At 58.3% G+C, this 15,029-nt stretch carries 13 protein-coding genes; 10 read left to right on the top strand and 3 right to left on the bottom strand.

What is annotated here, in order from left to right; translation table 11 throughout:
- The first annotated feature begins 17 nt into the window (after positions 1 to 17).
- The 7 genes from ACOFKT_RS00385 to ACOFKT_RS00415 all read left to right on the top strand — a co-directional run bounded on the left by ACOFKT_RS00385 (position 18) and on the right by ACOFKT_RS00415 (position 8,491).
- A complete protein-coding gene (locus ACOFKT_RS00385; protein ID WP_419805471.1) occupies positions 18 to 788 on the top strand; it encodes a class I SAM-dependent methyltransferase in 771 nt (256 codons plus the stop codon).
- A 217-nt stretch (positions 789 to 1,005) separates the two neighbouring features.
- Positions 1,006 to 2,112, top strand: a complete 1,107-nt coding sequence (locus tag ACOFKT_RS00390) for a glycosyltransferase family 9 protein (protein ID WP_419805472.1) — start codon at positions 1,006 to 1,008, stop codon at positions 2,110 to 2,112.
- Positions 2,113 to 2,381: 269 nt separating this feature from the next.
- The gene (locus tag ACOFKT_RS00395) at positions 2,382 to 3,254 is read left to right on the top strand and encodes a class I SAM-dependent methyltransferase (protein ID WP_419805473.1); all 873 of its coding nucleotides are present in this window, start codon (positions 2,382 to 2,384) and stop codon (positions 3,252 to 3,254) included.
- Between the two features lie 100 nt (positions 3,255 to 3,354).
- Positions 3,355 to 4,626, top strand: coding sequence for a GumC family protein (locus tag ACOFKT_RS00400; protein WP_419805474.1), 1,272 nt, complete (start codon positions 3,355 to 3,357; stop codon positions 4,624 to 4,626).
- A 332-nt stretch (positions 4,627 to 4,958) separates the two neighbouring features.
- Complete coding sequence (locus ACOFKT_RS00405; protein WP_419805475.1) at positions 4,959 to 6,491, top strand: B12-binding domain-containing radical SAM protein; 1,533 nt, start codon at positions 4,959 to 4,961, stop codon at positions 6,489 to 6,491.
- A 7-nt stretch (positions 6,492 to 6,498) separates the two neighbouring features.
- Entirely contained in the window at positions 6,499 to 7,545 is a 1,047-nt protein-coding gene (locus ACOFKT_RS00410; RefSeq protein ID WP_419805476.1) for a glycosyltransferase family 2 protein, read from the top strand.
- 274 nt (positions 7,546 to 7,819) lie between these two features.
- Positions 7,820 to 8,491 (top strand): sugar transferase, encoded by a 672-nt coding sequence (locus ACOFKT_RS00415; protein WP_419805477.1) that lies wholly within the window; start codon positions 7,820 to 7,822, stop codon positions 8,489 to 8,491.
- 48 nt (positions 8,492 to 8,539) lie between these two features.
- Here the strand turns inward: ACOFKT_RS00415 and ACOFKT_RS00420 are convergent, their stop codons facing one another.
- Complete coding sequence (locus tag ACOFKT_RS00420) at positions 8,540 to 10,618, bottom strand: prolyl oligopeptidase family serine peptidase (protein ID WP_419805478.1); 2,079 nt, start codon at positions 10,616 to 10,618, stop codon at positions 8,540 to 8,542.
- Positions 10,619 to 10,834: 216 nt separating this feature from the next.
- Between ACOFKT_RS00420 and ACOFKT_RS00425 the strand changes: the two genes are divergently transcribed.
- Positions 10,835 to 11,836, top strand: coding sequence for a VWA domain-containing protein (locus ACOFKT_RS00425; protein ID WP_419805479.1), 1,002 nt, complete (start codon positions 10,835 to 10,837; stop codon positions 11,834 to 11,836).
- Positions 11,837 to 11,891: 55 nt separating this feature from the next.
- Here ACOFKT_RS00425 and ACOFKT_RS00430 read toward each other — a convergent pair whose 3' ends face one another.
- Together ACOFKT_RS00430 and ACOFKT_RS00435 are read right to left on the bottom strand one after the other, a co-directional pair.
- Positions 11,892 to 12,908 carry an aldo/keto reductase gene (locus ACOFKT_RS00430; protein WP_419805480.1) on the bottom strand — a complete coding sequence of 339 codons (1,017 nt, stop codon included), beginning with the start codon at positions 12,906 to 12,908 and terminating at the stop codon, positions 11,892 to 11,894.
- A 211-nt stretch (positions 12,909 to 13,119) separates the two neighbouring features.
- Entirely contained in the window at positions 13,120 to 13,983 is an 864-nt protein-coding gene (locus ACOFKT_RS00435; RefSeq protein ID WP_419805481.1) for a rhomboid family intramembrane serine protease, read from the bottom strand.
- Between the two features lie 147 nt (positions 13,984 to 14,130).
- Here ACOFKT_RS00435 and ACOFKT_RS00440 point away from each other — a divergent pair, with 147 nt between their 5' ends.
- Both ACOFKT_RS00440 and ACOFKT_RS00445 read left to right on the top strand, forming a co-directional pair.
- Positions 14,131 to 14,343, top strand: coding sequence for a hypothetical protein (locus tag ACOFKT_RS00440; protein WP_419805482.1), 213 nt, complete (start codon positions 14,131 to 14,133; stop codon positions 14,341 to 14,343).
- Positions 14,344 to 14,454: 111 nt separating this feature from the next.
- Positions 14,455 to 14,841, top strand: a complete 387-nt coding sequence (locus ACOFKT_RS00445; protein WP_419805483.1) for a carboxypeptidase-like regulatory domain-containing protein — start codon at positions 14,455 to 14,457, stop codon at positions 14,839 to 14,841.
- The last annotated feature ends 188 nt before the right edge of the window (positions 14,842 to 15,029 follow it).

Raw genomic sequence — 15,029 nt, forward strand, 5'->3', positions numbered from 1 at the left:
AACGACTATGGCATTATATGGGGATGATGGTCAATGGCCCCGACCCGCTCACGACGTCTGAAGAGCACGCCGATTTGCACTATGGCAAATCATATTTGGGATGGAAGGGTTGGGACGACGATAATTTCGCGAAAGTTAGCAGGGCAGAAATCTTCTACTTTGACGCCGAACTCAGGAGAGCGGGCTTCAAACCGACGAGCCAGATCCGGGTATTGGAAATCGGATTTGGGAATGGAAGCTTTCTTGCTTATGCGAAAACAAAAGGCTGGAACGCGATTGGTACCGAAGTCAATGACTTTCTGGTGGAGATGGCGACTCGCCGCGGTCTCTATGCGATTCACGCACTGGATCTAAACGCGTTGGACGATGGGGCATTTGATCTTGTTGTGGCTTTCGATGTGCTGGAACACATACCTCAAAACTATCTTTTGGATTTTGTAAAAAGCCTTGTAAGAAAGCTTAAGCCTGGCGGCTTGTTCATAGCCAGATTCCCTAATGCCGATTCACCTTTTGGTCTGCTCAATCAGAATGGTGACATGACCCACTTGACGGCACTTGGGCTTGGGAAGGTTCGCTATCTTTCCCGTGAACTCGGGATGCGGGTGGTGTTCTTCGGTGGCCAGGCGGTCCCTCTGATCCGTAATGAGGCATTCCGGTCGTTGCGACGGATAGCGGGGCTGGCTTTATTCAAAGTTGTCGATATTTTCGTGAATAAAGTGTTTTACCCAAATGATCCGATCGCCTTTTGTTCAAGCAACGTAGTTATGGTCTTACAGGCCACCAGGTAAGCCCGGCAACTAGGCTATGCGTCTAAAAGATACCTTCAGAAGTTTGTACCGTAGAACTCTGCTACCTGCTATACGCAGTGGAGCAACACCGTGCTTTCGCGTTGCGGTCAAGATAGCGTCAAGCGCGGGGCTGTTAGGACCAGCCACTGCTTCTGTCGCAGACGGGCAGGAGCACCTTACGATCGTTCACCTCTCCAACCACGTTGGAGACACCGTCATGCTCCTTCCGATGATCGATGCGCTCCGGGCCGCTCACCCTCGAGCGTTCATTGAATGCGTTGTGCAGGCTCCGATCGCCTCGTTTCTTAGTCTCACTCCAAGTCTGGATCATGTGCATGAGTTCGAGATGGATCACAACCAAACAGTCAATCCATGGGTCGAATTGCAGCGCACGCTCAAGATCGTACGGACGTATTGGGAGCGTATGCGGCGGGTGCGTCCGACCGCCTGCATCATTCCGCGCTGGGGTTGCGGCTTTCGCGATCTGATGCTGGCCTATCTGCTGCAGGCCCCGACGCGGATTGGGTTCGCTTCCAATGATTTCGATCAGTCCCAGCCGCCAGCAGGATACCGAGACGCTCTGCTGACCTGCCGGGTGCGAGGTGCCCAGGGCATGGCGGAACCGGCAAGATTTCTGTTTCTTATCGAGCAGGCCGGCCTCATCCCGGCGAAGAATCCTAGAGCAATCGAATCCGTTCCAAATGCGTCCATGCGCCACATTGCCGATACCGTCGAGTGGTTCGCGCTTGCCACTCGCGTCGGGCTTGATCCAAATGCCCGTCTCGCGGTGATCGCTCCCGGCGCCAGCGCTCCACGACGGATGTGGCCAGTAGAGCGCTGGGCCAGCGTCGTTAATGATCTTCACGACAGCGGGTTCACCGTGGCGCTGCTTACGGGAAAGCAGGACGCTGAAATCGCGCGACAGCTCTATGAGCTAACACCGCTCCATCGGCGGAGTCAGACAGCGCTCATTGCAGGTATAACGAACCTGCCGGAATCCACTTGCCTTATTGCTCATAGTCAATTGCTTGTGGGTAACGATTCGGGGCCGGGCCACATCGCCGGTGCCCTCGACGTGGCTTGTGTCATTCTGTTCATTGCCGCCCAGGGATCTGACCCTGACGGACCCTCCGCTCCGGAGCGGGTTCGTCCCATGGGACGGCGCGTCGTCTACTGCCGTCCACACCGAACTGTGCCGCCCTGCTCTGGGTATTGCACGGCGGATTGCGCCCACTGCATTCTCCAGATCCAGCCAGACGCGGTTCAGCACGGCATAAGGTCGCTGATGTGTTCCGATTCACGTAATATGAAGGCCCGGGAGTAGACCCGCTTGAGTGGCCTTCTGGAGAGACGCTTCGGCGGTTCATGCCAACCTACCAGATTTAGTGAGCCGCCTGCCGATCGCTACGTCAGGGGCCACAAGGGGCATGTCATGGACCGGTGTCGTCTTGCTTCGAATTTCCACTCGCAATGTCACTCTCGATACGCAGCAGAGTTATGCACGTTCTTCGTGGGCTTGAACGCGCGTCTTTTGCAAGCCTTACGCATGCGGTCGCCTGAAGGGTGCATTTACTTCTTTCCAGGAGCAATCAAATGTCCGACGCGCTCATGAACCATGCAATCGAGAAGCTCCGGGGAGCCAGACTGTCGCCGAGTGCTCCTTGCAAGATATGCGGCGGCAAAGCATCTCCTTTCGATGTCGTGGATTTCAGTAAGTCATGCTCTAAAGATCAGTATGTCTTGGGCTTTGCGGGTATCCCGGTCATTTACAGGATGTGCACCGAATGCAACTTTATTTTTACCGATTTCGGGGACAGCTTTACTGGCCAGGAATGGCAGACCTACGTCTATAACAAGGATTACATCACCGTTGATCCCGAGTATCTGCGGGTTCGGCCCTGCCGCAATGCTCGGGAACTCAGTACGCTTTTGGCCGGCAGGCAGAAGACTGTGGTGGGGTTAGATTACGGCGGGGGGAACGGAAACACTGCGGCTTTGCTTCGGACGAATGATTGGACCTTTGATTCGTATGACCCGTATGGTGTAACGGAGCTGTCACCGGAACGTCTCGGCCACTATAACTTCTGTTCCGCAATCGAAGTCTTTGAGCACCTGACCGATCCGGTCGCCTCTCTACAGATTATGCTGTCCATGGCAAGTCCGGATAAGCTACTCATTCTGATTGGGACAGGCACTCACGACCATCACGTGTCGGAGAAAACGCGATTATCGTGGTGGTACGCCGCTCCTAGAAATGGCCATATTTCCTTGTACTCCCGTAAGTCTCTGCAAGTGCTGGCAGAAAGATTCGGTCTGGTGTACAGCTGCGGAAGAGGCGGGACGTCTCACCTACTGGCGCGAGGATTTGATCACAGCAGCCTTCGTGCGCTGCTTCTGCGAGGCAGATTGTTGCGAAAGGTGCGTTCTACGCTAGGGACATGGAGAGGAAGTTTATCCGAAAGCTGAACCGCAAGCGTTTCAGATGGTTGGAGACGCTCTGCATTATGCTGAACATGCCGAGCTTGTGTTACCTCAAGAACAATGACTCGGCGTGAAGGGAACGGGTTTGATCAGGAAACTCGAGAGAGACACAGACAGGGATGGTGTTGTCACAGCGGATGAAGAAGTCTCGTTGCTGGACTTCGTTGTCGTTCTGGCGGCACGACGAAACCTGATCCTCAAGACGACTCTCGGCACGGCTCTCATCGGTTGTCTGCTCGCCTTTGTGCTTCCGACCCGTTACACCGCGTCGACTGCCATCCTTCCTCCGCAGCAGGGCAGCTCTGCGGGAGCGGCCTTGATGGGGCAGTTGGGCAGTTTGGGTTCCGTGGCGTCGTTGGCCGGTGGAGGAGTTCTGGGTTCGCTTAAGAATCCCAATGACCTTCAAGTTGCCATGCTCAAGAGCCGCACCGTTGAGGATGCGATGATCGACCGCTTTCATCTGATGGACCGCTACAAAGCCAAGTACATGTCTGAAGCGATAAAGGAGTTTGAAAAGCGCGTCGACATTGACAGTGGCGCGAAAGATGGGCTCATCCGCATCTCTGTGTCCGACAGCGACCCGCACATCGCTCAGGAGATGGCCAACGGCTATGTGGAGGAGTTCAAGAGGCTTACCGGAAATCTTGCCGTTACAGAGGCATCTCAACGCCGGCTCTTTTTCGAGCAGCAACTCGTGGGCGCGAAGGACAATCTTGCCACCGCTGAAGAAGAACTGAAAAAGACCGAGCAGCAGAGTGGGCTTGTGCAGTTGGATAGCCAGGCGCGGGCCGTGATTACGTCCGTTGCGCAGCTGCGCGCCCAGATCGCCGCGAAAGAAGTCCAGATCGGGGCCATGCGCTCCTACGCAACGAACGAGAATCCTGAGCTGCAGGTGGCCGAGCAGGAGCTTGCGGGGCTAAGAGCGCAAGAGCAGAAAATGGGTGCCTCCTCAGACCAGGGCTTAAACATGCTGCCAATCCCAAAAGGAAATTTGCAGCAGGCAGGATTGGATTACGTCCGCAAACTGCGCGACGTGAAGTACTACGAAACGATCTTTGACCTGCTTGCTCGCCAATATGAGGTCGCCAAAGTGGATGAGGCGCGGCAGGGCGCGGTCATTCAGGTGGTGGATCGCGCCGTTGTTCCCGATCGCCGGTCCTCGCCGAAGCGAACGCTCATTGTTTTGGGTGCAGCAGTATTCGGTTTCCTGCTGGGGATCGTATGGGCTCTGGCCGCGAAAGGGTTGACCCGGCTGCAGAACAATCCTGCGGAGCGCCCTCGCCTGGACGCGCTGCGCGCTACTTTCGCGCGAACTCAGCCTGGAACTCGATCCAGGACAGATACAGCACATTCCTGACAGGTCCAGTCGTGAGTGCGAGTGTCGTTCACTGAATAGCCGCGCGCTCACAGTGAACGCGTTCTGACTCAATCGCAATGTGGGCAGGATGCAAAGCTTGACGAGCTGGCCGGTCCTCCAGCTGTTTGAGTGATTCGGCTGTCGAGGTGCTGTACAAGACTGCTGCCGCGATCGGGCCGGCTGCGCGGCCTTCTGACTGCTTCTGAAAACGTCATGTTTTGTTTGAGTTACGTCCTATTGACAAGCGTGAGAACCTAAAGAACGCACCGCAACATTTTCGCGCGGTCTGTGTTCTACTTGAGCGTATCCACCCCCGGAGGCAACCCTCTAAGATGCGCGTCTTGTTCCTCAACCCGCCGTTTCATCCCCGCTTTTCGCGGGAACAGCGCAGCCCTGCCGTCACCAAAAGCGGCACGCTTTACTACCCCAAGTGGTTGGCGACGGCTGCCGGTGTGGCGATTCAGAACGGGCACGAGGTCGATCTGGTTGACGCTCCGGCAGCGGGGTTTACGCTGCAGCACATCATCGACCGCGTCGAGGCGAAGAACATCGAAGCGATCGTTTGTGACACCTCGACGCCAAGCATTTTGAACGATGTCAGCGTTATGGAAGCCCTGACCGCAGCCAAGCCGTCGTTGCACACCATGCTGGTGGGCCGGCACGTGTCGGCACTGCCGGCTGAGACGCTGCGCATGTCTCCCGCCCTGCAGGCGGTGGCGATGCGCGAATATGAGTACACCGTTCGCGACTGGCTTGAGGCGGTAGCATGCGGGGCGGACCTGTCCGGCGTCCCCGGACTCGCGTTTCGTCGCTCGACCGGTGAGATCATCACCAACGGCCAGCGTGCGGCCATTGAAAATCTGGACGAGCTGCCCTTTGTCAGCGAGGTCTACAAGCGATTCCTGCACACACCTGACTACTTCTATGGCCATTCGCTGTGGCCTTTGGTGGTCTTCGACACGAGCCGCGGTTGCCCATACCATTGCTCCTTCTGCGTCTATCCGCAGACCTTCAGCGGTCACCGCATGCGCTTCCGGTCCGTTGCAAACGTGGCAGACGAGTTCGATTACGTTGCAAAAGAAATGCCCGAGATCAAAACGGTCATGCTGGAGGACGACACCTTTATCGTCAGCAAACCGCGCACGCTGGAGCTAGCCAACGAGCTGATTCGCCGGGGCAACAAGCTTCCATTCGATGCAAACTGCCGTGCGGATGTCGGCGCGGACGTTGAGTTCCTGTCCGTGCTGCACAAAGCAGGCGCACGCCTGTTCTGTGTCGGTTTCGAGAGCGGCGATGTTGAAGTAATCAACGGCATGCACAAGAATAATGACGACCGCCGTGATGCCAAATATCATGAGGAAGCTCACAACTTCGTGCGCAAGTGCCAGGATGCGGGCATCATGGTCCACGGCTGCTTTATGGTGGGCAATTTGAATGAGACCCCCGCCAGCATGGAAAAGACCTTGAGCTTCGCCAAGAAGCTCCGTCCTGATACGGCACAGTTTTTCCCCATCATGGTGTACCCCGGTACGCAGGCTTACCAGGACGCCAAAGACCGTAACTATATTCAGATTGAGGACTGGGGAGCGTGGCTCACCAAGGATGGCCTTCATAATTCCGTAGTCACGTTGCCGAATATCACCCACGACCAGTTGGTGAGTTTTTGCGATCGTGCCCGCCGCAGCTTTTATCTCGCGCCTTCTTACCTCGCGTACAAGGTCAAGCAGTCCCTTACGGACCGCCGCGAGCTTCAGCGCAACGTGAAGGGGTTCCTTACCCTGACGAAGTACTTGGTGAAGGGAAGCGAGCACCAGAAGACGGACGAGACTGCGCCGCCTCAGAAGACACAAGGCGCTACGGCCTAGATACCGCATGGAGAAGGCTCAAGCTTCGGTGCCCGGCGGTTCTGCAAAGTGGGCGGGAAGGGCGACAATCGTCATTCCCACCTACAACGGGGCGACGCGGATCGGTCATTGTCTTCAGTCGCTGCTTGCACAAACCGCTGACAAGAACATCGAGATACTTGTCATCGATGACGGCTCGACGGATAACACCGTCGAAATCGTCCAGCGCTTTGGATTAGTACGCGTCGTTTCTCAAAGCAACGCCGGTCCAGCCGCGGCGCGCAACCGGGGCGCCCAGGAAGCTCATGGGGAAGTCCTGCTCTTCACCGATGACGATTGCATTCCATTTCCCGACTGGGTGGAAGCGATGCTTGCCCCTTTCACCGACCCCGCAGTGGTCGGCGTGAAGGGTATTTACCGGACAACACAGGCGCAGCTTACGGCGCGATTTGTTCAGCTTGAGTACGAAGATAAGTACCGCATCATGGCTGCACAGCCGAGTATTGATTTCATCGACACCTACTCCGCCGGGTTTGTACGGCAGCGTTTCCTAGAAGCGGGTGGCTATGACACTTCCTTTCCCGTCGCCTGCGCTGAAGATGTAGAACTATCGTTTCGGATGTCTTCACGCAACTGGCTCATGAAGTTTATTCCCTGCGCCGTCGTGTATCACTCTCATCCAGGCAAGCCAATCCACTACTTCCGCAAGAAGTTCAAATTCGCATACTGGCGTGTCCTCGCGGTTCGCAAGAATCCGTCCAAGGCAGTCAAGGATAGCCACACGCCGCAGTTGATGAAGTTGCAACTCCTGTTGCTTCCCATGCTGGTAATGTCGTTGCTCGCCGGCGTACTGATGGGGAGAGTTCTGCTCGCTCTCGGCATAGTCGCGGTTGCTTTCGGCCTGACAACAATTCCGTTTGCATTTCGCGCGCTTAGAAAAGACGTTGCCGTTGGTTCGCTCTCTCCCCTGTTCCTCGCGGGCCGCTCGGTTGCACAGTTTCTGGGCGTGGTTGGAGGCACACTCTACACGCTGCGGAATCGGGCCGCTCTGCTGCCTGTCATCAGAACCCGGTAAACACTTGGAGCGCGCTACCTTGTTCCGTAGCACAAGCTGAGTCTTGCAATGAAATTAAGCGCGCGGTGGTCAATGACTGACGTTCGATTTGCTGGTTCGATGGCACTCGGCTGTTGCGCAAGGGCCCGTGACACTATTTGAAGCGACGCTCAAGACTGTTTCGTATCAACCCAAGTACCTGTTCGACGGCAATGCACCGGAGACGGTACGCTATCGAAGTATCCTGATCCGGTGCCGCCGCGAGCGGCATTTCGGTTCAGGCTTGAGGTTCACGGTGTCGCATACAGCATTAAGGCAAGAGCGTTGCATTGAAACGGAACTTGACGCGCTCTTCTCTTACCGCGTACTCAAGCGGACACTGGACTTCGCCCTTGCAATCGTCATCATGCCACTCATCGCGCCGCTGCTTCTTTGCATCGCGATCGCGGTACGCGTCGGTTCGCCGGGGCCGATCTTCTTCGGGCATGCGCGACACCGCGATCGAGACACTCTTTTTGTCGTTTGGAAGTTCCGGACCATGCACGAAAACTCCGCGACGATTCTCCAGAACTACTTGAACACGCATCCTGAAGCGAAGCATGAGTGGACGATCTCCCATAAGCTCAAGAACGATCCGCGCGTCACTCCTATCGGGCATTTCCTGCGCAGAACAAGTCTGGATGAACTGCCCCAGATCTGGAACGTGCTGCTGGGGACCATGAGCTTTGTCGGCCCGCGCCCCATCACCACGGCCGAGATCGAGCGGTACGGCGATAACTTTGTGAGCTATTGCAAAGTGAAGCCCGGCATCACGGGCCTGTGGCAGACCTCTGGACGCAACGCAACCACGTACCAAGAGCGGGTGCTGCTGGACGCGCGATACGCGAGCAACTGGAGTCTCTGGATGGACCTGCGCATCCTGTTGCGAACCTTCCGTGCCGTCTGGCAGGGGCATGGTGCTTACTAGCAACCAGGCCCTGCCTTTACGGTAAGCTGCATTGCTTCGCTGTTACTGCTACTGCCCATCGGCGTGTAGCTCGTGCAGCAGAAATGCGAACGTGTCTGCCGTCACATCCAGCTGCTTGCTCAGCGGCATGCCCGCGCCGTGGCCTGCGCGCGTTTCAATGCGAATCAGCACCGGTGCCGGTCCTGCCTGGTCTGCCTGCATCTGCGCCGCGAATTTGAAGGAGTGCGCCGGAAAGACACGATCGTCGTGGTCTGCGGTGGTGATCAGCGTCGCTGGATAGTGCGTGCCCGGCTTCAGGTTGTGCAGCGGCGAGTACTTGTAGATCGCGTGGAACTCCGCCTCGTTCTCGCTGGGTGAGCCATAGTCCTGCTTCCACCCGAAGCCCACGGTGAACTTGTCAAAGCGCAGCATGTCCATCACGCCGACCTGCGCATTCGCCGCGCCGAACAGCTCCGGCCGCTGCGTCAGAACTGCACCGATCAGCAGACCGCCATTTGACCCGCCCTGGATCGCCAGCTTTGGTGTTGATGTGTACTTCTCATGAATCAGGTACTCGGCACAGGCGATGAAGTCGTCAAAGACGTTCTGCTTTTGCAGCTTCATGCCCGCCTCGTGCCACGCTTCACCGTACTCGCCGCCGCCACGTAGCGACGCCTGCGCGTAGATGCCGCCACGCTCCAGCCATGCAATGCGTGAAGACGAGAAGGCCGGCGTCAACGAGATATCGAAGCCGCCGTATCCATACAGCAAAGTCGGGTTCTGCCCATTGCGCTGCAGGCCCTTTTTGCTGGTCAGGAACATTGGCACCTTGGTGCCGTCCTTGGAAGTGACGAACACCTCCGTCGTTTCATACTCGGCGGGGTTGAAGTTCAGCTTGGGCGTGCGGTACGGCACAGACTGCATCGTTTTCAGATCCAGGCGATAGATCACGCCCGGCGTTGTGAAGTTCGTGAAGCCATAGAAAGTCTCGTCGTCCTCGCGCCGTCCGTTAAAGCCACTGGCCGTTCCAATGCCCGGCAGCGTCAGCGTATCCACGGGCTTGCCGTCCTCCGCAAAGAGTCGCACCTCCGTGTGCGCATCGGTCAGGTACTCGGCGATCAAAGTGCGGTGCACCAGCGAAGCGCCGTCCAGCTTGCTCTTGCTCTCCGGCACCAAGGTCTTCCAGTGTTCGCGGCCCGGCTGGTTCAGGTCCAGCCCAATCAGCTTGCCGTTAGGCGCGTTCAGCGTGGTATTCAGCCAGAACCGCGAGCCATCATTCCCGACCACGGTATAGCTCGCATCCGGCTTGTCGATAACGCGCTCGATTTTCGCGCCCTGCTGTGACAGGTCCAAAAACGCAAGCTCGTTGTTCGGGCTTGTCCCCTTCGCCTGATACAGGATCAGGTAACGCCCGTCATCGGTCACGCCCGCGCCCAGAAAGATCTCCGGGTCATCCTTGCGCTCAAACACGAAGGTGTCAGCGGACTGATCCGTGCCGAGCTTGTGGAAATAGATCTTCGGCGAGCTGCTGATTGCCTTCAGCGCCGCGCCTTCTTTGGGCGCGTCGTAGTGCGTGTAGTAAAAGCCGCTGCCGTCCTTCAGCCACGCCGCGCCGCCGAACTTCACCCAGTGAATCGTGTCGGGCAGGTCTTTGCCCGTCGCCACATCGCGCACAATGATGCGCTGCCAGTCGCTGCCCGCTTCCGCGATCTGGAATGCGGCAAGCCGCCCGTCGTCGGTTACACTCATGCCCGCCAGCGCCACGGTGCCGTCCGCGCTCAGCGTGTTCGGATCGATCAACACATGCGGTGTGCCGTTCAGCCCTTCGGTCCAGAAGACGACGCCCTGGTTCTGCAGCCCGGTGTTGTGCTCATAGATGTAGCGCGAGCCGTATCGCGTCGGCGCGCTGAATCGCTCAAAGTTCACCAGTGCTTCCATGCGGCCGCGCAGGCTCTTCTGCAGCGGCTGCAGCGGTGCGAAATAGTGCGCTGTTACCTTGTTCTCCGCATCGATCCATGCGCGCGTGTCGGCGGAGTCGACGTCCTCCATCCAGCGGTATGGGTCGGCCACTTTGGTGCCGAAATAGTTGTCGGTCTGCGAGACGGTGTGCGGCTTGGGATAGGGCAGCAAGGCAGGATTCCTGTTCATCGTGGTATTTGCCTGCGCAGCAGCACCCAGGGTGCACACAGCCGCAAGACAGCTAAGGATCAAGAAACGCATCGTGTAAACCTCTCCAGAAGAAAGCAGGTGCGTCAGACTATTGCGAGAATAACCTCTATGCCGTCGCGTGGTGCCCTACTTTCCGTGTTGTTGCTCTGCATGTCCGCTGCGACACGCGCGCAGACGCAAGCCCCGGCAACAGCCATGCCGCAGCCTGCCGCAACCGCTTCGCAGGATCCTTCAGCGCAGCAATCGAACTCAGCGCAACAGACCGATCCCGCCGCACAGCAGCCCTACACCTTGCAGACCGGCGCCTCGCTCATCCTCGTTCCCACGACTGTCGACATTAAGGGCAAAGTTCTTTACGGCCTGACCAAGGACCAGTTCACGCTGACCGACGACGGAGCGCCGCGTCCGTTCCGCCTGGAAGAACCGGTCGATTCGCTCGGCCTCAGCCTGGTCGTGCTCCTGCAGTGTTCGCGTTCGGCCGTCGTCGAATACAGCCGCATCCAGGGCCTGCCCACCATGATCGATAGCCTTGTCGGTGCCGCCCCGCACGAAGTGGCGCTCGTTCGCTACGGCGCGCACCCCGAGCTGGTACAGCCGTTCACCCGCAAGATGGACAAGATCGAAGCCGCGATGCCGCGCATGGCACCGTGCGAGGATAACGCCGCCGCCACCACCGACGCGCTCAGCTACGCCGCCTCGATTCTTGAGAACCGCGATCTTCGCTATCGCCGCGCCATCATGCTCATCAGCGAAACGCGCGACCACGGTTCACATGTGTCCGAAGCCGATGTAATCGCGCAGCTCGGCCGCAATAACATCGTGGTCGACAGCTTCGCCTACTCGCCTTACCGCGACGACCTGCGCGACGAGATTAAACCAGGCCGAGGCCCCGGCATCCTGGGGTTCGGCGTGCAGTTGCTCGTCGCCATGGTCCAGTCTTTTCGCCAGAACGTGCCCAAGACGGTCTCACGCCTGTCCGGTGGCGAGTACGACAACTTCGGCACGGAGAAAGGCTTCGACAACGCCGCAATCCGCCTCTCCAATCGCATCCACAACTATTACCTGCTCAGCTTTACAATTCCCGGCGGCGCAACACCCGGCTTGCACGAACTGAACGTCACAGTGCCGCAGTACCCCGAAGCCACCATCCGCGCCCGCCGTAATTACTGGGTCGGCGACCCGCCAAAAGCTCAGTAAAGCAACGTGGCCCCACCTTTGTCGTGCTCTTTGCGGCAAAGGTGGTTTAACAAAACTAGCGCGAAGACCGGTCCCCTTCGCCTGGCAACGCTCCCGCCATCACCGGCTCCTCCGCCTTGCGCTCATATGCACTCGCCGCGCTCAGCGCATCCTGCTGCTCTGCGCTCAACTCCAGCTCCGCCGCAGCAAACAAATCATCCAGGTGCTCTTCCTTCGTCGCACTCGCAATCGGCGCCAGCACGTTCGGGCGAGACAGCAACCACGCCAGCGCCACAGAAGCCATGGACGCACCTGCCTCTTCGCTGACCGAGCGCAGCGCCTCCAGGATGCGCAGCCCGCGCTCATCGAAGTACTTGCTCACGGCCGCTTCGCGCTTCACGCCCTTGGCATCTTCGGCGCTCTTGTACTTGCCCGTCAGAAAACCTGCCGCCAGAGAGAAGTAAGGAACCACGCCCAAACCGTACTCCGCCACCACCGGCGCCAGGTCCGTCTCATACTGCTCACGCGTGACCAGGTTGTAGTTCGGTTGCAGCGTCTGGTAGCTCTCCCAACCCGCATTGCGCGCTACCTCGATTGCCGCACGCAGCCGCCGTCCGTCGTAGTTGCTCGCGCCCACCATGCGCACCTTGCCCTCGTGCACCAGCGCATCCAGCGTGCGCACCGTCTCTTCGATCGGTGTGTCCTTGTCGTCCTGGTGCGTTTGGTACAGGTCGATGCGGTCTGTCTGCAGCCTCCGCAACGAGGCCTCGACGGCCGAGCGTATGTATTTCGCGCTCAGGCCCTTTTTGCCCTCGCCCATCTCCATGCCGACCTTGGTCGCCAGCACCACCTGGTCGCGCTTGCCCGACTGCTGCAGCCACTTGCCCAGGATGGTCTCGCTCTCGCCACCCTCGTTGCCCGGCGCCCAGCGCGAGTACACATCCGCCGTATCGATGAAGTTGAACCCGCGCTCCACAAAGCGGTCCAGAATCCGGAAGCTCTGCGCTTCGTCGATTGTCCATCCAAACACATTGCCGCCCAGCATAATGGGCGAAACAGGAACCTGAAGCTTGCCAAGCGTGCGCATTTGCATACCTGCTCAGATGCACCTTGCACATCAGGCAGCGCCCACGCCGCACGGGCGCATCCACGCCATAAGCGATCGTGTGACAAGCGGCTTTAGCCGCCGAGATAGAAATAGGACGGAGCAGAAGGAGCGGCTTTAGCCGCCGAGGTAATCAGTCTGTCGCTTGGCAAAGCCCTTTGTGGGAGCGCGAGGCACGGGATCGCCAGCCCGTCGTGCGCTAGTTCATCCAGCGCTTATCGTTCGGATCGCGCTTTTCATCCTCCGGCGAAACATACCGGCCTTCATTATCGAAGTGCACCTCGCGGTTCTGCTTGCGCATGTACACCTGAAAACTCTTCGCTGCCCGCCGCCGCTTCCAGCGGTAGTAGTCGTTGCGCCAGCCATACCATCGCTCGCTCACCGACACAGCGGCCGTGCGGCTGCTATACCCCACCTGCGCATAGCGGACATACAGATAGGCAAATAGGCCGCAGCACAGTTCCACCGTGGCGCTGAATACCTCACGCGACCACACCAGAAGCGCCAGCCGCCAAACCACCATGATCGCGACCAGGTATTTGGCTTTCAGCCGCACCAGGAAAAAGAGTAGAAATTCCACATCGCCGAACAGCAGGCCGAACGCAACCAGCACCGCGAACAATGGCGCAAACATGCCAACGTACAAGGCGCCGGTCCCGCCAAATAGCGTCATCCCCTTGGGCAATAAGCGGCCGATCAGCACCAGCAACACTGCTCCGATGCCACCCACCAGCGCCGACCCGTAGTACAGCCGAACCAGCCAGCGTGCGCCGCGCGACTCTTCCAGTGTGGTCGCCGTGAACCACAATGTGAGCAGAGCGAACGCCGTGCTCAGAAATCCGATATTCATGAATGAGTACGTCAGAAACTGCCATACCCAGCCATGAAGTACCGCAAACGGCATCAAGCCCAGTGTGACCTGCAGTTGTGAGAAAAAGCCGGGAGCAAACCAGCTCAGTAGACCCAGCACAAAAAACGTGAGGAGATTTACCAGCACCAGCTTGCGCGTCGCGCCGGCAAAGGGCGGCAGTGTCAGCGTCGTGCTTCCCGTGGAGCGCATCATCTTTATCCTATCGCTCGCAGCGCGTGCATCATGCATACCGCACGCACACCTCTGAGCACAAACAACCCTGCTGCGCTCGTCTTGCGTCTGCTGTGGAAACGACGGGTGTCGGGACCGCACGCGCCCAGGCCACAGAAAGAGAGAAACATGGCTGCTACCTGCCCCGAATGCGACAACCTGCTCGATATCGACGTTGACGACGTAGAAGAAGGCGAGACCGTTACCTGCGATGAATGCGGCACCGAGTTGGAGATCATTTCCATCGAGCCGCTGCACTTGTCCGTCGTCGATGCTGAGGGCTACGACGATGAGGACGACGGCTATCGCCACACCGGCGGCGACGACGAAGACGACGAGTAGCACAGACTCCAAACGCCCGCGCTTGCCTGCGGCAAGCGCGACCTTCGCTGGCACAACGGGTCTAAGTCTTCTAGAAAGGTCGTGGCGACGGTGCCACGTATACTGCAAGCAATGATTATGATGAATCGCCTTCGGACCGCCACAGGCCGCTACGTGCGCTCCGCTGTTCTGCTTCCTGGCCTTGCAATGATCGCCACTGCGGTTGTCGCTCCGGTTATGCCCGCCGCAGCGCAACGCGTCGAGGCCCGGACGCTGGACGGCAAAGTCGTCAGCGGAGGACAGCCGGTGAAAGGTGCAGTCGTTCACCTTAAGGACACGCGCACCCTGTCGCAGAAGAGCTACATCACTTCCGACGATGGCACCTACCGTTTCGCCCAGCTTTCCAGCACTTCGGATTACGAGGTATGGGCTGAGGTGAACGGCAAGAAGAGTTCCATCAAGACGATCAGCTCCTTCGACACCAAGAACACCTTCAATGTCACGCTGAAGGTAGACTAAGCACTACCCGGTGCGCAACGAGTCGGACGGGTTCATGTTTTGCCTCGGTGCTGCGCCAAGCGGAGCACAGCCAGCACCATTCCGTCATGCTTAATCAGCGGAGCAGCGGTCGCGGCACCCTGATTATGGTGTGCCCGCCTTAAAGCAAATCTGGTGCAAGTGCTGCCCGATAACCAATCCCGCAAATA

This window comes from Terriglobus sp. (genome assembly GCF_965201105.1).
In the GTDB taxonomy this organism is placed as follows: Bacteria; Acidobacteriota; Terriglobia; order Terriglobales; family Acidobacteriaceae; genus Terriglobus.